Annotated in this window: 35 protein-coding genes; 34 read left to right on the plus strand and 1 reads right to left on the minus strand. The window is 55.3% G+C overall.

What is annotated here, in order from left to right; translation table 11 throughout:
* Positions 1 to 87 precede the first annotated feature (87 nt).
* From rpsL to bfr, 34 genes are all read left to right on the plus strand, one after another.
* Positions 88 to 459 (plus strand): 30S ribosomal protein S12, encoded by a 372-nt coding sequence (gene rpsL, locus AAEZ09_RS09610; RefSeq protein WP_002555494.1) that lies wholly within the window; start codon positions 88 to 90, stop codon positions 457 to 459.
* 117 nt (positions 460 to 576) lie between these two features.
* Positions 577 to 1047 (plus strand): 30S ribosomal protein S7, encoded by a 471-nt coding sequence (gene rpsG / locus AAEZ09_RS09615; protein ID WP_002555493.1) that lies wholly within the window; start codon positions 577 to 579, stop codon positions 1045 to 1047.
* Positions 1048 to 1077: 30 nt separating this feature from the next.
* On the plus strand, positions 1078 to 3183 hold the full coding sequence (gene fusA / locus AAEZ09_RS09620) for an elongation factor G (RefSeq protein WP_122838844.1): 2106 nt from the start codon (positions 1078 to 1080) through the stop codon (positions 3181 to 3183).
* A gap of 31 nt (positions 3184 to 3214) precedes the next feature.
* Positions 3215 to 4408: an elongation factor Tu gene (tuf, locus tag AAEZ09_RS09625; RefSeq protein ID WP_008145495.1), complete on the plus strand. Its 1194-nt coding sequence runs from the start codon at positions 3215 to 3217 to the stop codon at positions 4406 to 4408.
* 141 nt (positions 4409 to 4549) lie between these two features.
* On the plus strand, positions 4550 to 4861 hold the full coding sequence (gene rpsJ, locus AAEZ09_RS09630; RefSeq protein ID WP_003186070.1) for a 30S ribosomal protein S10: 312 nt from the start codon (positions 4550 to 4552) through the stop codon (positions 4859 to 4861).
* Positions 4862 to 4941: 80 nt separating this feature from the next.
* Entirely contained in the window at positions 4942 to 5586 is a 645-nt protein-coding gene (gene rplC / locus AAEZ09_RS09635) for a 50S ribosomal protein L3 (RefSeq protein ID WP_205892759.1), read from the plus strand.
* 12 nt (positions 5587 to 5598) lie between these two features.
* Positions 5599 to 6201, plus strand: a complete 603-nt coding sequence (gene rplD / locus AAEZ09_RS09640) for a 50S ribosomal protein L4 (RefSeq protein ID WP_007896707.1) — start codon at positions 5599 to 5601, stop codon at positions 6199 to 6201.
* Positions 6198 to 6497: a 50S ribosomal protein L23 gene (gene rplW, locus AAEZ09_RS09645; RefSeq protein ID WP_002555488.1), complete on the plus strand. Its 300-nt coding sequence runs from the start codon at positions 6198 to 6200 to the stop codon at positions 6495 to 6497. Before rplD ends, rplW begins: the two co-directional genes overlap by 4 nt.
* 14 nt (positions 6498 to 6511) lie before the next feature.
* A complete protein-coding gene (gene rplB, locus AAEZ09_RS09650; protein WP_045057466.1) occupies positions 6512 to 7336 on the plus strand; it encodes a 50S ribosomal protein L2 in 825 nt (274 codons plus the stop codon).
* A gap of 16 nt (positions 7337 to 7352) precedes the next feature.
* The gene (gene rpsS, locus AAEZ09_RS09655) at positions 7353 to 7628 is read left to right on the plus strand and encodes a 30S ribosomal protein S19 (RefSeq protein ID WP_003232420.1); all 276 of its coding nucleotides are present in this window, start codon (positions 7353 to 7355) and stop codon (positions 7626 to 7628) included.
* An 11-nt stretch (positions 7629 to 7639) separates the two neighbouring features.
* Positions 7640 to 7972, plus strand: coding sequence for a 50S ribosomal protein L22 (rplV, locus tag AAEZ09_RS09660; RefSeq protein ID WP_003103908.1), 333 nt, complete (start codon positions 7640 to 7642; stop codon positions 7970 to 7972).
* A 13-nt stretch (positions 7973 to 7985) separates the two neighbouring features.
* Positions 7986 to 8672, plus strand: a complete 687-nt coding sequence (gene rpsC, locus AAEZ09_RS09665; protein WP_003176422.1) for a 30S ribosomal protein S3 — start codon at positions 7986 to 7988, stop codon at positions 8670 to 8672.
* Positions 8673 to 8684: 12 nt separating this feature from the next.
* Entirely contained in the window at positions 8685 to 9098 is a 414-nt protein-coding gene (rplP, locus tag AAEZ09_RS09670; RefSeq protein WP_045057467.1) for a 50S ribosomal protein L16, read from the plus strand.
* On the plus strand, positions 9098 to 9289 hold the full coding sequence (gene rpmC / locus AAEZ09_RS09675; RefSeq protein ID WP_008030901.1) for a 50S ribosomal protein L29: 192 nt from the start codon (positions 9098 to 9100) through the stop codon (positions 9287 to 9289). The genes rplP and rpmC overlap by 1 nt, the downstream gene beginning before the upstream one ends.
* Positions 9290 to 9291: 2 nt before the next feature.
* On the plus strand, positions 9292 to 9558 hold the full coding sequence (gene rpsQ, locus AAEZ09_RS09680; protein WP_003176419.1) for a 30S ribosomal protein S17: 267 nt from the start codon (positions 9292 to 9294) through the stop codon (positions 9556 to 9558).
* A gap of 23 nt (positions 9559 to 9581) precedes the next feature.
* The gene (rplN, locus tag AAEZ09_RS09685) at positions 9582 to 9950 is read left to right on the plus strand and encodes a 50S ribosomal protein L14 (RefSeq protein WP_002555479.1); all 369 of its coding nucleotides are present in this window, start codon (positions 9582 to 9584) and stop codon (positions 9948 to 9950) included.
* Positions 9951 to 9961: 11 nt separating this feature from the next.
* A complete protein-coding gene (gene rplX, locus AAEZ09_RS09690) occupies positions 9962 to 10276 on the plus strand; it encodes a 50S ribosomal protein L24 (RefSeq protein WP_003176416.1) in 315 nt (104 codons plus the stop codon).
* 22 nt (positions 10277 to 10298) lie between these two features.
* A complete protein-coding gene (gene rplE, locus AAEZ09_RS09695; protein WP_003176415.1) occupies positions 10299 to 10838 on the plus strand; it encodes a 50S ribosomal protein L5 in 540 nt (179 codons plus the stop codon).
* A gap of 13 nt (positions 10839 to 10851) precedes the next feature.
* Positions 10852 to 11157, plus strand: coding sequence for a 30S ribosomal protein S14 (gene rpsN, locus AAEZ09_RS09700; RefSeq protein WP_003176414.1), 306 nt, complete (start codon positions 10852 to 10854; stop codon positions 11155 to 11157).
* Positions 11158 to 11365: 208 nt separating this feature from the next.
* A complete protein-coding gene (gene rpsH / locus AAEZ09_RS09705) occupies positions 11366 to 11758 on the plus strand; it encodes a 30S ribosomal protein S8 (RefSeq protein WP_008065722.1) in 393 nt (130 codons plus the stop codon).
* A 12-nt stretch (positions 11759 to 11770) separates the two neighbouring features.
* Positions 11771 to 12304 carry a 50S ribosomal protein L6 gene (gene rplF / locus AAEZ09_RS09710; RefSeq protein WP_003176412.1) on the plus strand — a complete coding sequence of 178 codons (534 nt, stop codon included), beginning with the start codon at positions 11771 to 11773 and terminating at the stop codon, positions 12302 to 12304.
* Positions 12305 to 12314: 10 nt separating this feature from the next.
* Positions 12315 to 12665: a 50S ribosomal protein L18 gene (gene rplR, locus AAEZ09_RS09715; protein ID WP_017341069.1), complete on the plus strand. Its 351-nt coding sequence runs from the start codon at positions 12315 to 12317 to the stop codon at positions 12663 to 12665.
* Between the two features lie 3 nt (positions 12666 to 12668).
* Positions 12669 to 13169, plus strand: a complete 501-nt coding sequence (rpsE, locus tag AAEZ09_RS09720; protein ID WP_003186035.1) for a 30S ribosomal protein S5 — start codon at positions 12669 to 12671, stop codon at positions 13167 to 13169.
* Between the two features lie 2 nt (positions 13170 to 13171).
* The gene (rpmD, locus tag AAEZ09_RS09725) at positions 13172 to 13348 is read left to right on the plus strand and encodes a 50S ribosomal protein L30 (protein WP_003186033.1); all 177 of its coding nucleotides are present in this window, start codon (positions 13172 to 13174) and stop codon (positions 13346 to 13348) included.
* A gap of 3 nt (positions 13349 to 13351) precedes the next feature.
* Entirely contained in the window at positions 13352 to 13789 is a 438-nt protein-coding gene (gene rplO / locus AAEZ09_RS09730; RefSeq protein ID WP_007896782.1) for a 50S ribosomal protein L15, read from the plus strand.
* Positions 13790 to 15118, plus strand: a complete 1329-nt coding sequence (gene secY / locus AAEZ09_RS09735) for a preprotein translocase subunit SecY (protein ID WP_008073883.1) — start codon at positions 13790 to 13792, stop codon at positions 15116 to 15118.
* Between the two features lie 27 nt (positions 15119 to 15145).
* The gene (rpmJ, locus tag AAEZ09_RS09740) at positions 15146 to 15262 is read left to right on the plus strand and encodes a 50S ribosomal protein L36 (RefSeq protein ID WP_002555468.1); all 117 of its coding nucleotides are present in this window, start codon (positions 15146 to 15148) and stop codon (positions 15260 to 15262) included.
* Positions 15263 to 15392: 130 nt separating this feature from the next.
* Positions 15393 to 15749: a 30S ribosomal protein S13 gene (rpsM, locus tag AAEZ09_RS09745; RefSeq protein ID WP_045057468.1), complete on the plus strand. Its 357-nt coding sequence runs from the start codon at positions 15393 to 15395 to the stop codon at positions 15747 to 15749.
* 30 nt (positions 15750 to 15779) lie between these two features.
* Positions 15780 to 16169, plus strand: a complete 390-nt coding sequence (rpsK, locus tag AAEZ09_RS09750; protein WP_002555466.1) for a 30S ribosomal protein S11 — start codon at positions 15780 to 15782, stop codon at positions 16167 to 16169.
* 18 nt (positions 16170 to 16187) lie between these two features.
* Positions 16188 to 16808, plus strand: a complete 621-nt coding sequence (rpsD, locus tag AAEZ09_RS09755) for a 30S ribosomal protein S4 (RefSeq protein ID WP_003210056.1) — start codon at positions 16188 to 16190, stop codon at positions 16806 to 16808.
* A gap of 22 nt (positions 16809 to 16830) precedes the next feature.
* Complete coding sequence (locus tag AAEZ09_RS09760) at positions 16831 to 17832, plus strand: DNA-directed RNA polymerase subunit alpha (RefSeq protein WP_003186012.1); 1002 nt, start codon at positions 16831 to 16833, stop codon at positions 17830 to 17832.
* A 42-nt stretch (positions 17833 to 17874) separates the two neighbouring features.
* Positions 17875 to 18261 (plus strand): 50S ribosomal protein L17, encoded by a 387-nt coding sequence (gene rplQ, locus AAEZ09_RS09765; protein ID WP_007896790.1) that lies wholly within the window; start codon positions 17875 to 17877, stop codon positions 18259 to 18261.
* A gap of 224 nt (positions 18262 to 18485) precedes the next feature.
* Positions 18486 to 19940, plus strand: a complete 1455-nt coding sequence (locus tag AAEZ09_RS09770; protein WP_350599280.1) for a catalase — start codon at positions 18486 to 18488, stop codon at positions 19938 to 19940.
* A 149-nt stretch (positions 19941 to 20089) separates the two neighbouring features.
* A complete protein-coding gene (gene bfr / locus AAEZ09_RS09775) occupies positions 20090 to 20554 on the plus strand; it encodes a bacterioferritin (protein WP_045057470.1) in 465 nt (154 codons plus the stop codon).
* Between the two features lie 135 nt (positions 20555 to 20689).
* Here bfr and uvrA read toward each other — a convergent pair whose 3' ends face one another.
* Complete coding sequence (gene uvrA, locus AAEZ09_RS09780; protein ID WP_045057471.1) at positions 20690 to 23524, minus strand: excinuclease ABC subunit UvrA; 2835 nt, start codon at positions 23522 to 23524, stop codon at positions 20690 to 20692.
* Positions 23525 to 23619: the final 95 nt, after the last annotated feature.

Below are 23619 nucleotides of genomic sequence, written 5' to 3' on the forward strand. Positions count from 1 at the left end.
TACCCCTAAATTTGGCGGGAATTCGTTCCTGCCATTTTGCTTTTCTTGCAAGACAATAGCGTCGCAAGACAACAGTGGAGCTAGTAGATGGCAACTATCAACCAGCTGGTACGTCAGCCGCGTAAGCGTATCGTCGAGAAATCCGACGTGCCTGCGCTGCAGAACTGCCCGCAACGTCGTGGCGTATGCACCCGTGTGTATACCACCACGCCGAAAAAACCTAACTCGGCACTGCGTAAAGTATGCCGTGTGCGCCTGACCAACGGTTTCGAGGTTTCCTCGTACATCGGCGGTGAAGGCCACAACCTGCAAGAGCACAGCGTGGTACTGATCCGCGGCGGTCGTGTAAAAGACTTGCCAGGTGTTCGTTACCACACCGTACGCGGCTCTCTGGATACTTCCGGCGTTAAAGGTCGTAACCAGGGTCGTTCGAAGTACGGTACCAAGAAGCCTAAGTAGTAGCGGCTTTTTGTAAAACTGATTTTCTATTTTTCTGAGTCGATAAGAGTAAGGTCGGAGGCGTCCCGAAAGGGCACCGATTCCGAGCGAACCTGAAGACCGTTTGAGGGCTTATCCATGCCAAGAAGACGCGTAGCAGCCAAGCGCGAAGTGCTTGACGATCCAAAATACGGAAGCCAAATCCTGGCGAAGTTCATGAACCACGTTATGGAAAGCGGCAAGAAAGCCGTTGCCGAGCGTATCGTTTATGGCGCGCTGGAAAAGGTTAAAGAACGCAAGAACAGCGACCCCCTGGAAATCTTCGAGAAAGCTCTCGACGCCATCGCTCCGCTGGTCGAAGTGAAGTCGCGCCGTGTAGGCGGTGCTACTTACCAGGTTCCGGTTGAAGTTCGTCCGTCCCGTCGTAACGCCCTGGCAATGCGCTGGTTGGTAGACTTCGCCCGCAAGCGCGGCGAGAAGTCTATGGCTCTGCGTTTGGCTGGCGAACTGTTGGACGCTGCCGAAGGTAAAGGTGCTGCAGTTAAGAAGCGTGAAGACGTGCACCGTATGGCTGAAGCTAACAAAGCTTTCTCGCACTACCGCTTCTAATTTTAGCGTCACTAATTTTGCGAGGGCTTTATGGCTCGTACAACACCGATTAATCGCTACCGTAACATTGGTATCGTTGCTCACGTGGATGCTGGTAAAACCACCACCACCGAGCGCGTCCTTTTTTACACTGGCAAAAGTCACAAAATGGGCGAGGTGCATGACGGCGCCGCGACCACAGACTGGATGGTTCAGGAGCAGGAGCGTGGTATTACCATTACTTCTGCTGCCATTACCGCCTTCTGGCAGGGTTCCGAGAAGCAGCACAAGGACCAATACCGCTTCAACGTCATCGACACCCCGGGTCACGTAGACTTCACTATTGAAGTTGAACGTTCCCTGCGTGTTCTCGACGGCGCGGTCGTTGTGTTCTGCGGCACCTCGGGTGTTGAGCCTCAGTCGGAAACCGTATGGCGTCAAGCCAACAAGTACGGCGTTCCACGTCTTGTTTACGTAAACAAGATGGACCGTGCTGGTGCCAACTTCCTGCGCGTGATCGGTCAGATCAAGCAGCGTCTGGGTCACACTCCGGTGCCAATCCAATTGGCCATCGGTTCCGAAGACAACTTCCAGGGCCAGATCGATCTGTTGGCTATGGAAGCTGTTTACTGGAACGACGCTGACAAAGGCATGGTTCCAGTTCGTAAGCCTATCCCTGCTGAACTGCAGGAACTGGCTGACGAGTGGCGCGGCAACATGGTTGAGGCTGCGGCCGAAGCCAGCGAAGAGCTGATGAACAAGTACCTCGAAGGTGAAGAACTCACCAACGCGGAAATCAAGGCCGCTCTGCGTCAGCGTACTATCGCTGGCGAAATCGTCCTGGCTGTTTGCGGTTCTTCCTTCAAGAACAAGGGCGTTCCCCTGGTTCTCGACGCCGTTATCGATTACCTGCCTGCTCCAACTGATATTCCTGCCATCAAGGGTACTGACCCTGATGACGAGGAAAAGCAGATGGAACGTCATGCAGATGACAGCGAGCCGTTCTCGGCTCTGGCTTTCAAAATCGCTACCGACCCATTCGTGGGTACCTTGACTTTCGTCCGTGTTTACTCGGGCGTGTTGGCATCCGGCGACGGCGTGATCAACTCGGTTAAGGGCAAGAAAGAGCGCGTGGGTCGTATGGTGCAAATGCACGCAAACGCCCGTGAAGAAATCAAGGAAGTACGCGCTGGTGACATCGCGGCCTTGATCGGCATGAAGGACGTCACCACTGGCGAAACCTTGTGCAGCGCTGACAAGCCAATCATCCTGGTTCGCATGGACTTCCCGGAGCCGGTTATTTCGGTTGCCGTTGAGCCTAAGACCAAGGATGACCAGGAAAAAATGGGTATCGCTCTGGGCAAGCTTGCTCAGGAAGATCCATCTTTCCGCGTCAAGACTGATGAAGAGACTGGTCAAACGATCATCTCCGGCATGGGCGAGTTGCACCTGGACATCCTGGTTGACCGGATGCGCCGTGAGTTCAACGTCGAAGCCAACATCGGTAAGCCTCAGGTTTCCTATCGTGAGCGCATCACGAAGAACTGTGAAATCGAAGGCAAGTTCGTTCGTCAGTCCGGCGGTCGTGGTCAGTTCGGCCACTGCTGGATCCGTTTTGCTCCTGCTGACGAAGGTCAGGAAGGTCTGCAATTCGTGAACGAAGTAGTGGGTGGTGTGGTTCCTAAGGAATACATCCCGGCTATCCAGAAGGGCATCGAAGAGCAGATGAAGAACGGCGTTGTTGCCGGCTATCCGCTGATCGGCCTGAAGGCTACTGTGTTTGATGGTTCCTACCACGACGTCGACTCCAACGAGATGGCGTTTAAGGTGGCTGCATCCATGGCGACCAAGCAACTGGCCCAGAAGGGCGGTGGTGAGCTGCTTGAGCCGATCATGGCGGTAGAAGTTGTTACACCTGAAGACTATATGGGTGACGTGATGGGCGACCTTAACCGTCGTCGCGGCATGATCCTGGGTATGGAAGATACGGTTTCCGGCAAAGTTATTCGTGCCGAGGTTCCGTTGGGTGAGATGTTCGGTTACGCAACCGACGTTCGCTCCATGTCCCAAGGTCGCGCAAGCTACTCTATGGAATTCAAAAAATACAATACGGCTCCGTCGCACATCGTCGAAACCGTTACCAAAAAACAAGGCTGATTCAGCCCCTTTAGGCTAGGAGTTAATTGTCGTGGCTAAAGAAAAATTTGACCGTACCCTCCCGCACGTCAACGTTGGCACCATCGGTCACGTCGACCACGGTAAAACCACGCTGACCGCTGCTCTGACTCGCGTCTGCTCCGAAGTTTTCGGTTCGGCCGTTGTTGCTTTCGACAAGATCGACAGCGCTCCGGAAGAAAAGGCTCGTGGTATCACCATCAACACCGCGCACGTTGAATACAACTCGCTGATCCGTCACTACGCTCACGTTGACTGCCCAGGTCACGCTGACTATGTGAAGAACATGATCACCGGTGCTGCGCAGATGGACGGCGCTATCCTGGTTTGCTCGGCCGCTGATGGTCCGATGCCGCAAACCCGTGAGCACATCCTGCTGTCCCGTCAGGTTGGCGTTCCGTACATCGTTGTCTTCCTGAACAAGGCTGACATGGTAGACGACGCTGAGCTGCTGGAACTGGTTGAGATGGAAGTGCGCGATCTGCTGAGCACTTACGACTTCCCAGGCGACGATACCCCGATCATCATCGGTTCCGCTCTGATGGCTCTGAACGGCCAAGACGACAACGAAATGGGCACCACTGCCGTTCGTAAACTGGTTGAGACTCTGGACAGCTACATCCCAGATCCAGTCCGTGTTATCGACAAGCCGTTCCTGATGCCAATCGAAGACGTATTCTCGATCTCCGGTCGCGGTACTGTTGTAACTGGCCGTATCGAGCGCGGTATCGTCAAAGTTCAGGATCCACTGGAAATCGTTGGTCTGCGTGACACTACCGTCACCACCTGCACCGGTGTTGAAATGTTCCGTAAGCTGCTCGACGAAGGTCGTGCTGGCGAGAACTGCGGCGTGCTGCTGCGCGGCACCAAGCGTGACGACGTTGAGCGTGGCCAGGTTCTGGTCAAGCCAGGTTCGGTTAAGCCGCACACTACCTTCGAAGCTGAAGTGTACGTGTTGAGCAAAGAAGAAGGCGGTCGTCACACTCCGTTCTTCAAAGGCTACCGTCCACAGTTCTACTTCCGGACCACTGACGTGACCGGTAACTGCGAACTGCCGGAAGGCGTTGAAATGGTAATGCCAGGCGACAACATCAAAATGGTTGTCACCCTGATCAAAACCATCGCAATGGAAGATGGTCTGCGTTTCGCCATTCGTGAAGGCGGTCGTACCGTCGGCGCTGGCGTCGTAGCCAAAATCATCGCTTAATAAGTGGTGACTTGAAAAAGCCCCCGCCTAGCGGGGGCTTTTTTATTGGGTTGACACTGTGGTAGCCCGTCTATAGAATTGCGCCTCCTTTTAACGGGCGTATTGCGCTCGCTGGGAATAGCAGCCGGAGTCTGAAATCCAATGCAAAATCAGCAAATCCGTATCAGGTTGAAGGCTTTTGACCATCGCCTGATCGACCAATCCACCCAGGAAATCGTGGAAACCGCGAAACGTACTGGTGCTCAAGTGCGTGGTCCAATTCCACTGCCTACCCGTAAAGAGCGGTTCACCGTTCTGGTCTCCCCGCACGTCAACAAAGACGCGCGTGACCAGTACGAGATCCGTACTCATAAGCGCGTACTGGACATCGTCCAGCCAACGGATAAAACCGTTGATGCTCTTATGAAGCTTGATCTTGCGGCCGGTGTGGAAGTACAGATCAGCCTCGGCTAAGACTCGGTCTTAGTCGTGTAACGCTCTGAAATGGGCGGCCATAGCGGGTGAAAGCCCCGTACACTCATGAGGTTTACAACATGGCTACCAAGAAAATTGGTGTAGTCGGTCGTAAATGCGGTATGACCCGTATTTTCACCGAAGAAGGTGTCTCCATTCCGGTTACGGTCATTGAGATCGAACCGAATCGCGTCACCCAGTTCAAAACTGAAGAAACCGATGGCTATCGTGCAGTGCAAGTCACTGTAGGCGAGCGTCGTGCATCGCGTGTTACAGCTGCTCAGGCTGGCCACTTCGCCAAGGCGAACGTTGCCGCTGGTCGTACCGTTCTGGAATTCCCTCTCGCAGAGGGTGAATACCAAGCCGGCGATCTGATCAACGCTGAAATCTTCGCCGCTGGTCAACTGGTTGATGTAACCGGTCAGTCCAAAGGTAAAGGCTTCCAGGGTACGATCAAGCGTTGGAACTTCCGCGGGCAAGATAATACCCACGGTAACTCCGTGTCCCACCGCGTTCCAGGCTCTATCGGCCAGTGCCAGACTCCTGGTCGTGTATTCAAGGGCAAAAAAATGTCCGGTCATATGGGCGCTGAGCGCGTGACCGTGCAGTCCCTCGAAGTAGTGCGCGTGGACGCTGAACGCAATCTGTTGTTGGTCAAGGGCGCTGTTCCTGGCGCTACTGGCGGCAACTTGGTTGTACGTCCAGCAGCCAAGGCTCGCGGTTAAGGGGAAGCTGACATGCAATTAAATGTAAATGACGCTCAAGCGATCGAAGTTTCCGAACTGACATTTGGCGGCGAATTCAACGAGACGCTGGTTCACCAAGCAGTCGTGGCCTACATGGCCGGCGGCCGTCAAGGTAGCAAGCAGCAAAAGACCCGTTCCGACGTTCGTGGTGGCGGTAAGCGCCCATGGCGTCAGAAAGGTACTGGCCGCGCGCGTGCCGGTACTATCCGTAGCCCAATCTGGCGTGGCGGCGGTACCACTTTCGCAGCTCGTCCTCAGGATCACACCCAGAAGCTGAACAAGAAGATGTATCGCGCAGCAATGCGTTCCATCCTTGCTGAGCTGGTGCGTACTGATCGTCTGGTTGTGGTTCAGGACTTCGCTGTTGATGCACCGAAGACCAAAGATCTGCTGAACAAACTGACCGGCATGGGCCTGACTGACGTCTTGATCGTGTCTGAAGTGGTTGATCAGAACCTGTACCTGGCTGCTCGCAACCTGCCACACGTTGATGTACGTGATGTGCAAGGTTCCGATCCAGTTAGTCTGATCGCATACGACAAGGTGTTGATCACCGTGTCGGCCGTGAAGAAATTCGAGGAGCTGCTGGGATGAACCAGGAACGCGTATTTAAAGTTCTGCTTGGCCCGCACGTTTCCGAGAAGGCTACGGTTCTGGCTGACAAGAAAGGCCAGTTCGTTTTCAAGGTTGCGACTGACGCAACCAAGCTGGAAATCAAGAAGGCCGTCGAAAGCCTGTTCAGCGTGAAAGTAGAGCGTGTTACTACCCTGAATGTTCTGGGTAAGAGCAAGCGCACTGCTCGCGGTCTGGGCAAGCGTAATGACTGGAAGAAGGCAGTTATCTCCCTTCAGCCAGGCCAAGATCTCGATTTCAGCAGCAGTGCTGAGTAAGGAAGGGGTGCATCATGGCAATCGTTAAATGCAAACCGACTTCCCCTGGCCGCCGTCATGTGGTCAAGGTGGTCAACCAGGAGCTGCATAAAGGCGCTCCTCACGCACCGCTGCTCGAGAAGAAATCGAAGACTGGTGGTCGTAACAACAATGGTCGTATTACCACTCGTCACATCGGTGGTGGCCATAAGCAGCATTATCGTCTGGTCGATTTCCGTCGCAACGACAAAGATGGCATTCCAGCCACTGTCGAGCGTATCGAATACGATCCAAACCGTACTGCTCACATTGCTCTTATGTTGTACGCAGACGGCGAACGCCGTTACATCATCGCCCCTAAAGGCGTGAGCGCTGGCGACCAGCTGATTTCGGGTGCTTTGGCTCCGATCAAGCCGGGCAACCAGTTGCAACTGCGCAGCATTCCAGTTGGTAGTACCGTACACGGCATCGAATTGAAGCCAGGTAAAGGCGCGCAAATCGCTCGTTCCGCTGGTGCTTCGGCTCAGCTGATCGCTCGTGAAGGTGTCTACGTGACCCTGCGTCTGCGTTCTGGTGAGATGCGTAAAGTGCTGGCTGAATGCCGCGCGACCCTGGGTGAAGTCTCGAACTCCGAGCACAGCCTGCGTTCGCTGGGTAAAGCTGGTGCCAAACGCTGGCGTGGCGTTCGCCCAACCGTTCGTGGTGTTGCCATGAACCCGGTTGACCACCCACATGGTGGTGGTGAAGGTCGTACCTCTGGTGGTCGTCATCCGGTATCGCCATGGGGCTTCCCGACTAAGGGCGCGAAGACTCGTGGTAATAAGCGTACCGACAAAATGATCGTCCGTCGTCGCAAGTAAATAGAGGGATACGACAGTGCCACGTTCTCTGAAAAAAGGTCCTTTTATTGATCTTCACCTACTGAAGAAGATCGAAGTGGCGGCGGAAAAGAACGATCGCAAACCAGTTAAAACCTGGTCGCGTCGTTCGATGATCCTGCCACAAATGGTCGGTCTGACCATCGCTGTACACAACGGTCGTCTCCACGTCCCAGTTCTCGTTAACGAAGACATGGTCGGCCACAAACTAGGCGAGTTTGCCGGTACCCGCACTTACCGTGGGCACGTGGCAGACAAGAAAGCCAAGCGTTAAGGGGTTAGGAAATGGAAGTAGCCGCTAAGTTGTCGGGCGCTCGAATCTCCGCCCAGAAAGCCCGCTTGGTCGCCGACCAGATCCGCGGGAAGAAGGTGGGCGAAGCGCTCAACCTGTTGGCTTTCAGCAGTAAGAAAGCCGCCGAGATCATGAAGAAAGTGCTGGAGTCGGCCGTAGCCAACGCCGAGCATAACGAAGGCGCAGACGTTGATGACCTTAAAGTCAGCACCGTTTTCGTCAACGAAGGGCGTTCGCTGAAGCGAATCATGCCACGTGCCAAAGGCCGTGCTGATCGCATCGTCAAGCGGTCTTGCCATATCACTGTCAAGGTTGCTGACAAGTAACGGAGTCGAAGAGATGGGTCAGAAAGTACATCCCATTGGCATTCGCCTGGGAATCGTCAAGGAGCACACCTCCGTCTGGTACGCAGACGGTCGGACTTATGCGGACTATTTGTTCGCTGATCTGAAGGTGCGTGAGTATCTCCAAGACAAACTAAAAAGCGCGTCCGTAAGCCGTATCGATATCCATCGTCCGGCTCAAACAGCACGTATCACCATCCACACCGCTCGTCCAGGTATCGTTATCGGGAAGAAAGGTGAAGATGTTGAGAAACTGCGTCAGGACCTGACCAAGCAAATGGGTGTGCCTGTGCACATCAATATCGAAGAAATCCGCAAGCCGGAACTCGACGGTATGTTGGTTGCGCAGAGCGTAGCTCAGCAGCTGGAGCGTCGCGTAATGTTCCGTCGCGCTATGAAGCGCGCTGTACAGAACGCCATGCGCATTGGTGCCAAAGGCATCAAAATCCAAGTGAGCGGTCGTCTCGGCGGTGCTGAAATCGCACGTACTGAATGGTATCGCGAAGGTCGTGTGCCACTGCACACCCTGCGTGCCGACATCGACTATGCCAACTACGAAGCTCACACCACTTACGGTGTGATCGGTGTAAAGGTTTGGATCTTCAAAGGCGAAGTAATTGGTGGTCGCCAAGAAGAACTGAAACCACAAGCACCAGCGCCTCGTAAAAAAGCTGCTAAGTAAGGGGTACGCCAAATGTTGCAACCAAAGCGTACGAAGTTCCGCAAGCAGATGACTGGCCACAACCGTGGCTTGGCTCAGCGCGGTAGCAAAGTCAGCTTCGGCGAATATGCGCTGAAGTCTGTAGCTCGTGGTCGTCTCACCGCTCGTCAGATCGAGTCAGCGCGTCGTGCACTGACCCGTCACGTTAAACGTGGCGGCAAGATCTGGATCCGTGTATTCCCGGACAAGCCGATCTCCAAAAAGCCCCTCGAAGTTCGGATGGGTAAAGGTAAGGGTTCTGTGGAGTACTGGGTTGCCCAGATTCAGCCAGGCAAAGTCCTGTATGAAATCGAGGGTGTTACTGAAGAGCTGGCGCGTGAGGCATTTGCCTTGGCTGCTGCAAAGCTGCCGCTCGCCACCGCCTTCGTTAAACGGACGGTGATGTGATGAAAGCGAACGAACTTCGTGAAAAAGACGCGCCGCAGCTTAACGAGCAACTGCTCGGCCTGCTGCGCGACCAGTTCAATCTGCGCATGCAGAAAGCAACTGGCCAGTTGGGGCAGTCTCACCTGCTCCGGCAAGTTAAGCGTGACATCGCTCGCGTGAAGACTGTGCTCAAACAGCAGGCAGGTAAGTAATCATGGCTGAAGCCGAAAAAACCGTCCGTACGCTGACTGGCCGTGTTGTCAGCGACAAAATGGACAAGACCATCACCGTTCTGATCGAGCGTCGCGTAAAGCACCCGATCTACGGTAAATACGTTAAGCGTTCGACTAAGCTGCACGCGCACGACGAAACCAATCAGTGCCACATCGGCGACAAAGTCACTATTCGTGAAACTCGTCCTTTGGCCAAGACCAAGTCTTGGGCGCTGGTTGATGTTCTCGAACGCGCTGTGGAAGTCTAAGGACTAGGGGTCGGAGAAATTATATGATTCAGACTCAATCCATGCTCGATGTGGCCGATAACAGCGGCGCACGCCGCGTTATGTGCATCAAGGTGCTGGGTGGCTCCCATCGTCGTTACGCTGGTATCGGTGACATCATCAAAGTTACCGTGAAGGAAGCAATTCCTCGCGGTAAAGTGAAAAAAGGCCAAGTGATGACTGCTGTTGTAGTCCGCACTCGTCACGGCGTACGCCGTGCTGATGGCTCCATTATCCGCTTTGATGGCAACGCTGCTGTTCTTCTGAACAACAAGCAAGAGCCGATCGGCACCCGTATCTTTGGGCCAGTGACCCGTGAACTTCGTACTGAGAAGTTCATGAAGATCGTCTCGCTCGCCCCAGAAGTGCTGTAAGGAGATCCGACATGCAAAAGATTCGTCGTGACGACGAGATCATCGTGATCGCCGGCAAAGACAAAGGTAAGCGCGGTAAGGTGCTTAAGGTTCTCGCTAACAACCGTCTGGTTATTGGTGGTCTGAACCTGGTTAAGCGTCATACCAAGCCTAACCCGATGTCGGGCGTGCAAGGCGGTATCGTCGAAAAAGAAGCTCCACTGGACGCTTCTAACGTCGCCATTTTCAACGGCGAAACCAACAAGGCTGATCGCGTTGGTTTCAAAGTAGAAGACGGCAAGAAAATTCGTGTCTTCAAGTCGACCCAAAAAGCGGTTGATGCTTGAACACTGCTAGGTAGATGAGACCATGGCACGACTAAAAGAGATTTACTGGAAAGAAATCGCACCGAAGCTTAAGGAAGAACTTAAGCTTTCGAACGTGATGGAAGTTCCACGCGTTACAAAAATCACCCTGAACATGGGTCTGGGCGAAGCGGTCGGTGACAAAAAAGTCATCGAGCACGCTGTTGCCGACCTGGAAAAGATCACCGGTCAGAAAGTCGTTGTGACTTACGCTCGGAAATCCATCGCTGGCTTTAAAGTCCGTGAAGGTTGGCCGATCGGCGTCAAAGTGACCCTGCGCCGTGAGCGTATGTACGAATTCCTGGATCGTCTGCTGTCGATCTCCCTGCCTCGGGTCCGCGACTTCCGCGGCCTGAATGCCAAGTCCTTCGATGGTCGTGGTAACTACAGCATGGGCGTTAAAGAGCAGATCATCTTCCCGGAAATCGACTACGACAAGATCGATGCTCTCCGCGGTCTGGACATTACCCTGACCACCACTGCCAAGAACGATGATGAAGGTCGCGCCCTGTTGCGTGCTTTCAAATTCCCGTTCCGCAACTGATTGGAGTAGGAAAATGGCCAAGATGAGCATGAAAAACCGCGAGCTGAAACGTCAGCTCACGGTTGCCAAGTACGCCAAAAAGCGTGCAGCACTGAAAGCTATCATCGTTGATCTGAACGCAAGTCCAGAAGCGCGTTGGGAAGCTACAGTAGCTCTGCAGAAGCAGCCACGTGACGCAAGCGCCTCGCGCATGCGTAACCGCTGCCGCCTGACCGGTCGTCCACACGGCGTTTACCGCAAGTTCGGCCTCGGCCGTAACAAACTGCGTGAAGCTGCAATGCGTGGTGACGTACCTGGTCTGGTTAAAGCCAGCTGGTAAGTACTTTCGAAGTCCAGGTGGCCAGAATCGCAAGAGACTGACCGCCGGTGACCTAGAATCTGGAACAAGCCCCTTTTGGGGCTTGTTTCATTTCCGGAGTATGTCTAAAATACGCGGCTCGCCTGAGCCCGTGTGTTTTAGGCCCGGAGATTCTCGGCGACATATGTAGCCGCAAGGCTAATTTTTTTGTATTAGGAGCGTCTAGCCCATGAGTATGCAGGACCCGTTAGCGGACATGCTAACTCGAATCCGTAATGCCCAGATGGCTGAAAAGTCCGTCGTAAGCATGCCTTCTTCCACGTTGAAGGTGGCTGTAGCTAAAGTCCTGAAGGACGAAGGTTACATCGCGGGTTATCAGATCAGCAGCGAAACAAAACCACTGCTGTCTATCGAGCTGAAATATTTCGAAGGCCGTCCGGTCATCGAAGAAGTGAAGCGCGTTAGCCGTCCAGGCCTGCGTCAGTACAAGTCCGTCGATGATCTGCCAAAAGTTCGTGGCGGTCTCGGTGTGTCTATCGTCTCCACCAACAAAGGTGTGATGACGGATCGTGCTGCGCGCGCTGCCGGTGTCGGCGGCGAAGTTCTTTGCACTGTGTTCTAAGGGGGGATAAGCATGTCACGCGTCGCTAAGAACCCCGTTAAGCTGCCAGCCGGTGTCGAAGTCAAATTCGCAGGCCAACAGCTTTCGGTGAAGGGTGCCAAGGGCACTCTCGAACTGAACATCCATTCGTCCGTTGAGATCGTTGAAGAAGCTGGTGAGCTGCGTTTCGCTGCTCGCAATGGCGATCAACAAACTCGCGCAATGGCTGGTACCACTCGTGCGTTGGTAAACAACATGGTCCAAGGCGTAAGCCAAGGCTTCGAGCGCAAGCTCCAGCTGGTCGGTGTTGGTTACAAAGCGCAAGCAAAAGGCACAGTGCTGAATCTGGCTCTTGGCTTCTCGCACCCAGTGGATTATGAACTGCCGGAAGGCATCACCGCTGAGACTCCTAGCCAGACCGATATCCTGATCAAGGGCATCGACAAGCAGCTGGTAGGTCAAGTGGCCGCCGAGATCCGCGACTTCCGTCCACCAGAGCCGTACAAAGGCAAAGGTGTGCGCTACGCGGACGAAGTCGTCCGTCGTAAAGAAGCCAAGAAGAAGTAGGGCATAGCAAATGACCGACAAAAAAGTTACTCGACTGCGTCGCGCTCGCAAAGCACGCCTGAAAATGCACGAACTCGAAGTCGTGCGTCTCTGCGTGTTCCGCTCGTCGCAGCACATTTACGCCCAGGTCATTTCGGCCGACGGCGCCAAAGTTCTGGCATCCGCCTCGACTTTGGATAAAGAACTGCGTGATGGTGCCACTGGCAACATCGACGCGGCCACTAAGGTTGGCCAGCTGGTCGCTACGCGTGCTAAGGCCGCTGGCGTCTCGCAAGTGGCTTTCGACCGCTCTGGCTTCAAGTACCACGGCCGCGTTAAAGCGCTGGCTGATGCTGCTCGTGAAGCTGGGCTGGAGTTCTAAGTTATGTCAAATAACGACCAAAAGCGCGACGAAGGCTACATCGAGAAGCTGGTTCAAGTTAACCGCGTAGCCAAAACCGTTAAAGGCGGCCGTATCTTCACTTTCACCGCGTTGACCGTGGTTGGTGATGGTAAAGGGCGCGTTGGCTTCGGCCGTGGCAAGTCGCGTGAAGTGCCTGCTGCGATCCAGAAGGCAATGGAAGCTGCTCGCCGCAACATGATCCAAGTTGACCTGAACGGCACCACTCTGCAGTACGCAATGAAGTCCGCTCACGGCGCTTCGAAGGTGTACATGCAGCCTGCTTCTGAAGGTACCGGTATCATCGCTGGCGGCGCTATGCGTGCTGTCCTCGAGGTTGCTGGCGTTCAGAACGTTCTGGCCAAGTGCTATGGCTCGACTAACCCGGTAAACGTGGTTCACGCCACTTTCAAAGGTTTGAAAGCTATGCAGTCTCCTGAATCCATTGCCGCCAAGCGTGGCAAAAGCGTCAAGGAGATCTTCTGATCATGGCTACCGTTAAAGTAACGCTGATCAAAAGCATGACCGGCCGCATCCCTAACCACAAACTGTGCGTTAAGGGTCTGGGTCTGCGTCGCATCGGTCACACTGTAGAAGTACTTGATACTCCCGAGAATCGCGGGATGATCAACAAGGCTTACTACATGCTGCGTGTCGAGGGTTAATCGATGAAACTCAATGATCTGAGTCCAGCGCCGGGTTCCCGTCGCGAAAAGCATCGTCCGGGCCGTGGTATCGGTAGTGGTTTGGGCAAGACCGGTGGCCGTGGCCACAAAGGTCAGTCCTCCCGCTCCGGTGGCACCATTGCTCCAGGCTTTGAAGGCGGTCAACAGCCGCTGCATCGTCGCCTGCCGAAGTTCGGTTTCGTTTCCCTGAAAGCCATGGACCGCGCAGAAGTGCGTCTGTCCGAGCTGGCTAAAGTGGAAGGCGACATCGTCACCGTGCAGTCCCTGAAAGATGCCAACGTGATCAACGTCAACGTTCAGCGTGTGAAAATCATGCTGTCCGGCGAAGTTACTCGCGCTGTTACCATCGGAAAGGGAATCGGCGCCACCAAAGGTGCGCGTGCGGCTATCGAAGCAGCTGGCGGCAAGTTCGAGGAATAAATGGCTAAGCAAGGTGCTCTCTCTGCGCTCGGCAAAGGCGGTATGTCTGAACTCTGGGCTCGTCTGCGTTTTCTGTTCCTGGCGATTATCGTCTACCGAATAGGCGCACACATCCCGGTTCCAGGTATCAACCCGGACCGACTCGCGGACCTGTTTCGACAGAATGAGGGGACCATTCTTAGCTTGTTCAACATGTTTTCCGGCGGCGCGCTGGAGCGGATGAGCATCTTTGCACTGGGGATCATGCCGTACATTTCGGCATCGATCATCATGCAACTGATGACAGCCGTCAGCCCGCAGCTGGAGCAGTTGAAGAAGGAAGGTGAAGCTGGGCGTCGCAAGATTGCCCAGTACACCCGCTACGGCACTGTCGTCCTCGCTCTCGTTCAGGCAATTGGCATGTCCATTGGTCTGGCGGGGCAGGGCGTATCGTTCACTGGTGACTTTGGCTTCCATTTCGTCGCGGTATCCACTTTTGTGGCTGGTGCGATGTTCATGATGTGGCTGGGTGAGCAGATTACTGAGCGTGGTGTTGGCAACGGTATCTCGATGTTGATTTTCGCAGGTATCGTCGCCGGTCTTCCGAGAGCGATCGGGCAGTCTTTCGAGTCTGCGCGTCAGGGTGATATCAACATTTTCGCCCTGGTTGCGATCGGTTTGCTGGCAGTAGCGATTATCGGTTTTGTGGTGTTCATTGAGCGTGGCCAGCGTCGTATTGCTGTTCACTACGCCAAGCGTCAGCAGGGCCGCAAGGTCTTCGCTGCGCAGACTAGCCACTTGCCGCTGAAGGTGAATATGGCCGGTGTTATTCCGGCTATTTTCGCGAGCAGCATTTTGCTGTTCCCGGCTTCGTTGGGTACCTGGTTCGGTCAGTCTGAAGGTATGGGCTGGTTGCAGGACATCTCGCAGTCGATCGCTCCTGGTCAGCCGTTGAATATTCTGCTGTTTAGTGCAGGGATTATTTTCTTCTGCTTCTTCTATACGGCGTTGATGTTCAATCCGAAAGACGTAGCGGAAAACCTGAAGAAGTCCGGTGCCTTTATTCCGGGCATCCGTCCAGGCGAGCAGTCGGCGCGCTACATTGATGGCGTTCTGACGCGTTTGACCCTGTTCGGTGCTCTATATATGACGGCCGTGTGCCTGCTGCCCCAGTTCCTGGTGGTTGCGGCAAACGTTCCGTTCTACCTTGGCGGGACCTCGTTGCTGATCGTCGTCGTGGTTGTGATGGACTTCATGTCCCAAGTACAATCGCACCTCGTTTCGCACCAGTACGAATCCCTGATGAAGAAAGCCAACCTGAAGGGTTACGGCAGCGGAATGTTGCGCTGAGTACCCATAAGGTTCGAGGAGTTGGTGATGAAAGTTCGTGCATCGGTGAAAAAGCTGTGCCGTAACTGCAAGATTATTCGCCGCGAAGGTGTTGTTCGAGTAATTTGCAGCGCGGAACCGCGTCACAAACAGCGCCAAGGCTGAGTGTGATTGTGCTTCAAGCCCGGTAGCTAGTGCGCTACCGGGTTGATTATTTGTTATTACAGCGATATTATCTCGCGCCCTATTTCTTGGCTTCCGGGGCGTAGGTAGCTGTCAATTGGAGTCCCACTGAATGGCCCGTATTGCAGGCGTTAACATTCCAGATAACAAGCATACTGTTATCTCGCTGACCTACATCTATGGTGTTGGTCGCACTACTGCGCAGAAAATTTGCGTGGTTGCTGGGGTAAACCCAGCCGCTAAGATCAAGGATCTGAGCGACGAGCAGATTGAATTGCTGCGTGGCGAAGTGGCGAAGTTCACCACTGAAGGTGACCTGCGTCGCGAAATCAACATGAAAATCAAGCGTTTGATGGACCTCGGTTGCTATCGCGGTCTGCGTCATCGTCGTGGTCTTCCAGTGCGCGGTCAGCGTACCAAGACTAACGCGCGTACCCGTAAAGGTCCGCGTAAGCCGATCCGCAAGTAATCGCCCCAGCGAATCGACAGGAAAATTATCATGGCAAAACCTGCTGCTCGTCCTCGTAAAAAAGTTAAAAAGACAGTGGTTGATGGCATCGCCCACATCCATGCTTCTTTTAACAACACAATCGTGACCATCACCGACCGTCAAGGTAACGCGCTTTCTTGGGCTACCTCCGGTGGTTCGGGTTTCCGCGGTTCCCGCAAGTCCACCCCGTTTGCTGCTCAAGTAGCTGCTGAACGTGCTGGTCAAGCTGCGCTGGAATACGGCCTGAAAAACCTCGACGTTAACGTCAAGGGTCCAGGTCCAGGTCGTGAGTCTGCTGTCCGTGCTTTGAACGGCTGTGGCTATAAGATCGCCAGCATCACCGACGTGACGCCAATCCCGCACAACGGGTGCCGTCCGCCGAAGAAGCGCCGCGTGTAATCCAGGAGATTGTAAAGAATGGCTCGTTACATTGGTCCAAAATGCAAACTCGCTCGTCGCGAAGGCACCGATCTCTTCCTGAAGAGCGGCGTGCGCGCGATCGAATCGAAGTGCAACATTGAAGCAGCACCTGGTATCCACGGCCAACGCCGCGGTCGCCAGTCCGATTACGGCACCCAACTGCGTGAAAAGCAGAAGGTCCGTCGTATCTACGGCGTTCTCGAGCGTCAATTCAGCGGCTACTACAAAGAAGCTGCTGGCAAGAAAGGTGCAACCGGTGAAAACCTGCTGCAACTGCTCGAATGCCGTCTGGACAACGTTGTATACCGTATGGGCTTTGGTTCGACTCGTGCCGAATCCCGTCAGCTGGTATCGCACAAATCCGTAAGCGTTAACGGTCAGACCGTAAACGTGCCGTCGTACCAGGTTCGTGCTGGTGACGTGGTCGCGATTCGCGAGAAAGCAAAGAACCAACTTCGCATTGTCCAAGCTCTCGATCTGTGTGCCCAACGTGGCCGCGTAGAATGGGTAGAAGTAGACACTGAGAAGAAGTCGGGCGTTTTCAAGAACGTTCCAGCTCGCAGTGATCTGTCCGCCGACATCAACGAAAGCCTGATTGTCGAGCTCTACTCCAAGTAAGGGCTAGAAAATAGGTGCATCCATGCAGATTTCGGTAAATGAGTTCCTGACACCCCGCCATATTGATGTGCAGGTTGTCAGTCCAACCCGCGCCAAGATCACTCTCGAGCCTCTCGAGCGTGGTTTCGGCCACACCCTGGGCAACGCGCTGCGACGCATCCTGTTGTCCTCAATGCCCGGCTGTGCAGTAGTCGAGGCCGAGATTGACGGTGTACTCCATGAGTACAGCGCCATCGAAGGCGTACAGGAAGACGTAATTGAAATCCTGTTGAACCTTAAAGGTCTGGCTATCAAGCTGCACGGTCGTGACGAAGTTACGCTGACCTTGTCGAAGAAGGGTTCGGGGGTGGTTACCGCTGCCGATATTCAGCTGGATCATGATGTCGAGATCGTTAACCCCGATCACGTAATCGCTAACCTGGCGTCTAACGGCGCCCTGAACATGAAGCTCACCGTAGCTCGTGGTCGTGGTTATGAACCGGCAGACTCGCGTCAGAGCGATGAAGACGAAAGCCGCAGCATCGGTCGCTTGCAGCTTGACTCTTCGTTCAGCCCGGTTCGCCGTATCGCATACGTGGTGGAAAACGCCCGTGTCGAGCAGCGTACTAACCTGGACAAGCTGGTTATTGATCTGGAAACCAACGGTACCCTGGATCCTGAAGAGGCTATCCGCCGTGCTGCAACCATCCTGCAACAGCAGTTGGCTGCGTTCGTCGATCTCAAAGGTGACAGTGAGCCAGTGGTTGTCGAGCAGGAAGACGAGATCGATCCGATCCTGCTTCGCCCGGTTGACGATCTGGAACTGACTGTACGTTCGGCTAACTGCCTTAAGGCGGAAAACATCTACTACATCGGTGACCTGATTCAGCGTACCGAAGTAGAGCTGTTGAAGACTCCGAACCTTGGCAAGAAATCCTTGACTGAAATCAAGGACGTTCTGGCCTCCCGCGGTCTGTCCCTCGGCATGCGCCTCGACAACTGGCCGCCTGCAAGTCTTAAGAAGGACGACAAGGCGACTGCCTGATCGTCGTAATCACCGAACGTTGTGTTTGGTAAGGAATGAACCATGCGTCATCGTAAAAGTGGTCGTCACCTGAGCCGCACCAGCTCGCACCGCAAGGCCATGTTTCAAAACATGGCGGTGTCGCTGTTCGAGCACGAGCTGATCAAAACTACACTGCCAAAAGCTAAAGAACTGCGTCGCGTTGCTGAGCCGCTGATCACTTTGGCCAAGACAGACAGCCTGGCTAACCGCCGTCTGGCTTTCGACCGTACTCGTTCGAAAGCTATCGTTGGTAAGCTCTTCAACGACCTGGGCAAGCGTTACGCTACCCGTGAGGGTGGCTACCTGCGCATCCTCAAGTGCGGTTTCCGCACGGGTGACAACGCGCCTATGGCGTACGTTGAGTTGGTTGATCGTCCAGTTGGCGGTGAAGCTGTATCCGCTGAGTAAGACGTCAGTCTGAAACGAAGAACCGGGCCTAGTGCCCGGTTTTTTGTGTCTGCAAGAAATGCATCGCTGTGGTGGTTACGGTCATTATTCGGTCGGGACCGTTGTTAGTATTTTTCTATTGATTGTCGCAAATTAATGAATTTGTAGATTAGGCGATCAACGGTAATACTCGTCTCAAGCCGATTAGCCGGCAAGATCCAGACCTGACATAGGATGAACACCGCATGAGCCAAACCAAAACGCTAACCACCGCCAGTGGCGCTCCTGTCGCTGATAACCAGAATTCCCGCTCTGCAGGCCCTCGCGGCCCGCTTCTGCTCGACGATTTCCATCTGATCGAGAAGCTCGCGCACTTCAACCGTGAAAACATCCCTGAGCGCCGCGTCCACGCCAAGGGTTCAGGTGCCTATGGCACCTTCACGGTAACTCGTGACATTACCGAGTACACCAGCGCCAAGCTGTTCGAAGCGGTCGGCAAGCAAACCCCAACCTTCCTGCGATTCTCTACCGTAGGTGGTGAGCGTGGTTCGGCCGATACCGAGCGTGACCCGCGGGGCTTTGCCCTGAAGTTCTATACCGAGGAAGGTAACTGGGACATCGTCGGTAACAACACGCCAGTGTTCTTTATCCGTGATCCACTGAAATTTCCTGACTTCATCCACACGCAAAAACGTCTGCCGCAGAGCAATCTCAAAAGCGCGCAGATGATGTGGGACTTCTGGTCCCACTCGCCTGAGGCGCTGCACCAGGTCACCATCCTGTTCTCGGACCGTGGTATCCCTGACGGCTACCGTCACATGCACGGCTTCGGTAGCCACACCTACAGCCTGCTCAATGCCAGGGGCGAGCGTCACTGGGTGAAGTGGCATTACAAAACCCGGCAAGGGATCAAGAACCTCGCGCCGGCAGATGCTGCACGCCTGGCGGGTACCGATCCAGACTACGCCCAGCGCGACCTGTTCGAAGCGATCGAGCGCGCAGACTTCCCGAAATGGCGCGTTTGCATTCAGATCATGACTGAAGCCCAAGCGGCTGATCATTACGAAAATCCTTTCGACGTGACCAAGACCTGGTCGCAGAAAGAGTTTCCGCTGATCGAAGTGGGTGAGCTTGAGCTCAACCGTAATCCGCTGAACTACTTCGCTGAAGTCGAGCAAGCGGCATTCGGGCCAAGCAACATGGTTCCAGGTGTTGGCTTGTCGCCGGACCGCATGCTCCAGGGCCGTGTATTCGCGTATGCGGATGCCCACCGCTACCGCATAGGTACCAATCACCAGCATCTGCCGGTGAATGCACCTCGCAGCCCTGTGAACACTTACCAGCGCGACGGCTCGATGGCATTTGGCAGCAATGGTGGTGCGGCACCCAACTATGAGCCGAACAGCTACGTGGACGCTCCGAAGCAGGCGCCTCGTTACGCCGAGCCAGCCCTGCAGCTGAGCGGCGCCGCTGACCGCTTTGATCATCGCGAAGACACCGACTACTACAGTCACGCCGGTGCGCTGTTTCGCCTGATGAACGACGAGCAAAAGCATCTGCTGGTCAGCAACATCTCTGGAGCGATGTCGGGTGTTTCCAGCGACGTGGTTGATCGTCAGCTGCAACATTTCTTCAAGGCCGATCCGGCGTATGGAGAAGCAATCGCAAAGGCACTCAACGTACAGATTAACGAAGTCTAAACGAGAAGCAGAACCGCCCTCATTTGGGCGGTTTTTGCGTTATTTAGGCCGGTTTTCTCTGAATATCTTCGCATTTATTGCGTCTGGCGAGTGACGTTCCGGGCATGTTGGTTCAAACTACAGACTTTCAAGCAGGGAGATGTAGGGCGATGCAAGGCCACCCAGATGTTATCGATTACCTCAACACGTTGCTGACCGGCGAACTCGCCGCGCGTGACCAGTATTTTGTTCACTCGCGGATGTATGAGGACTGGGGGTTCACCGAGCTCTACGAACGTATCAACCACGAGATGGAAGAAGAGGCGCAGCACGCTGACGCCCTGATGCGTCGCATCCTCATGCTCGAAGGCACGCCACGCATGCGTCCGGACGACCTGGATGTGGGCACCACCGTGCCGGACATGCTCGCCGCCGACCTGCGCCTGGAATACAAAGTCCGCGCCGCACTCTGCAAGGGCATCGAGCTCTGCGAGTTGCATAAGGACTACGTCAGCCGCGAGATCCTGCGTATTCAGTTGAACGACACCGAAGAAGATCACACCTACTGGCTCGAGAAGCAGTTGGGCCTGATCAAGTTGATCGGCCTGGAGAATTACCTGCAATCGCAGTTCTGATCCAAAAGATCGCAGCCTTCGGCAGCGCCTACAGGTGCGCGCATTCCCACGTAGGAGCTGCCGCAGGCAGCGATCTTCAATACGAAAAAGCCCCTGTCACCGACAAAGTGACAGGGGCTTTTTCATGGGCGCAGATCAGTCCCGGTCGCGAGCCAGCAACGGCTTGAGATAAAAACCGGTGTGAGACTGCTTCATCTCGGACACTTCTTCGGGTGTGCCCACTGCAATGATCTGCCCACCCTTGGAACCACCCTCCGGGCCAAGATCCACCAGCCAGTCAGCTGTCTTGATCACATCCAGATTGTGCTCGATCACTACCACGGTATTGCCGTGGTCGCGCAGACGGTGCAATACATCGAGCAGTTGCTGGATATCCGCGAAGTGCAAGCCGGTGGTCGGCTCATCGAGGATGTACAGGGTCTTGCCCGTGTCACGTTTCGACAGCTCGCGGGACAGTTTGACCCGCTGGGCTTCACCGCCGGACAAGGTAGTCGCCGACTGTCCGAGCTTGATGTAGGACAAGCCCACGTCCATCAGGGTCTGAAGCTTGCGCGCCAGAGCCGGAACCGCATCGAAGAATACCCGGGCTTCCTCGATAGTCATCTCGAGGGTTTCGTGAATGTTCTTGCCCTTGTACTTGATCTCCAGGGTTTCGCGGTTGTAGCGCTTGCTCTTGCAGACGTCGCACGGCACGTAGATGTCCGGCAGGAAGTGCATCTCTACCTTGATCAGGCCATCACCCTGGCACGCTTCGCAGCGGCCGCCCTTTACGTTGAAGGAGAAGCGACCCGGGCCGTAACCACGGGAACGGGACTCCGGTACGCCGGCAAACAATTCGCGAATCGGCGTGAACAGCCCGGTGTAGGTCGCCGGGTTGGAGCGCGGCGTACGACCGATCGGGCTCTGGTCGATGTCGACAACCTTGTCCAGATGCTCCAGCCCCTTGATGCTGTCGTGTGCGGCAGCTTCGAGTGTGGTTGCGCCGTTCAGCGCAGTGGCGCTCAGGGGAAACAGGGTGTTGTTGATCAGCGTCGACTTGCCCGAGCCGGACACGCCGGTCACACAGGTCAACAGGCCGATCGGAATCTCCAGGTCGACATTGCGCAGGTTATTGCCGCGAGCGCCCTTGAGAGACAACGACAGCTTCTTGTTGCGTGGGGTGCGCTTGGCGGGCACCGCGATCTTCACGCGTCCGGACAAATACTTGCCGGTCAATGAATCCGGGTGGGCCATGACCTCGGCGGGCGTGCCCTCGGCAACAATATGTCCACCGTGTACCCCGGCGCCTGGGCCGATATCCACTACGTAATCCGCCAGGCGGATCGCATCTTCATCATGCTCGACCACGATCACCGTGTTACCGATGTCGCGCAGGTGCTTGAGGGTGCCCAGCAGACGGTCGTTGTCACGCTGATGCAGACCGATTGAAGGCTCGTCGAGGATGTACAGCACGCCCACCAGGCCGGCGCCAATCTGGCTGGCCAGGCGGATTCGCTGGGCTTCACCGCCGGACAAGGTGTCAGCACTACGGTCCAGCGAGAGGTAGTCGAGACCCACGTTAACCAGGAACTGCAGGCGCTCGCGGATTTCCTTGAGGATTTTGTCGGCAATTTCACCGCGACGACCGGTGAGCTTCAGCCCACCGAAATATTCACAGGCGTCGCCAATCGGCAGGTTGGTCACTGCCGGCAGCGTCTTCTCGCCCACCCAGACGTGCCGCGCTTCGCGACGCAGGCGGGTGCCGCGGCAGTCCGGGCAAGGCTGGGTACTCAGGAACTTGGCCAGTTCTTCGCGCACCGACGCCGACTCTGTTTCGCGATAGCGACGTTCCAGGTTAGGCACGATGCCTTCGAATGGGTGCGAGCGTTTGACGATATCGCCACGGTCGTTCAGGTATTTGAAGTCGACGTTCTGCGAGCCACTGCCATGCAGAATGAATTTCTGCTGATCGGCGGGCAATTCGTTGAACGGCACTTCAAGGCTGAATTTGTAATGCGAGGCCAACGACCCGAGCATCTGGAAGTAATAGACGTTGCGCCGATCCCAGCCGCGTATGGCGCCCTCTGCGAGTGTCAGCTCGCCATTGACCAGTCGCTTGATATCGAAAAACTGTTTCACCCCCAGGCCGTCGCAGGTGGGGCAAGCGCCAGCCGGGTTGTTGAAAGAAAACAGCTTGGGCTCAAGCTCGCTGATCGCATGGCCGCAGATCGGGCAGGCGAAGCGCGCGGAGAAGATGATCTCTTCACCAGGCTCGTCGTCCATCGGCGCTACCAGGGCAATGCCGTCGGCCAGTTTCAAGGCGGTCTCGAAAGACTCGGCCAGGCGCTGTTGCAGATCGGCGCGAACCTTGAAGCGGTCGACCACGACATCAATCGAATGCTTTTTCTGCTTGTCCAGCTTCGGCAGTTCATCCAGCTCGCACAGCCGGCCGTTCACCCGGGCGCGCACGAAGCCCTGGGCGCGCAGTTCTTCGAAGACCGACAGGTGTTCGCCTTTGCGCTCGCGAATGACCGGGGCCAGCAGCATCAGCTTGCTGCCCTCCGGTTGAGCGAGGACCAGGTCGACCATCTGGCTGACGGTTTGCGCTTCCAGCGGGATATCGTGGTCCGGGCAGCGCGGGATACCAACGCGGGCGTACAGCAGGCGCAGGTAATCGTAGATTTCGGTGATGGTGCCGACGGTCGAGCGCGGGTTGTGCGACGTCGACTTCTGCTCGATGGAAATCGCTGGCGACAAGCCTTCAATGGTGTCGACGTCAGGTTTTTCCATCATCGACAGGAACTGCCGCGCATAGGCCGACAGCGATTCGACGTAGCGGCGCTGGCCCTCGGCGTACAGGGTGTCAAAAGCCAGGGAAGACTTGCCGGATCCGGACAGGCCGGTGATGACGATCAGTTTGTCCCGTGGCAGGGTCAGGTCGATGTTCTTCAGGTTGTGGGTTCGGGCCCCACGAATCAGGATCTTGTCCAAAGTGGCCTCGCTTGGCGGGCGTCGAAAACGTAGGAGTATACGGCCAAATACTGGATGGATGCACACTATCAAACGAGCGGGTTATTCTCTTACAT

The organism is Pseudomonas sp. 65/3-MNA-CIBAN-0223, assembly GCF_040310425.1.
GTDB lineage: Bacteria > Pseudomonadota > Gammaproteobacteria > Pseudomonadales > Pseudomonadaceae > Aquipseudomonas > Aquipseudomonas gregormendelii.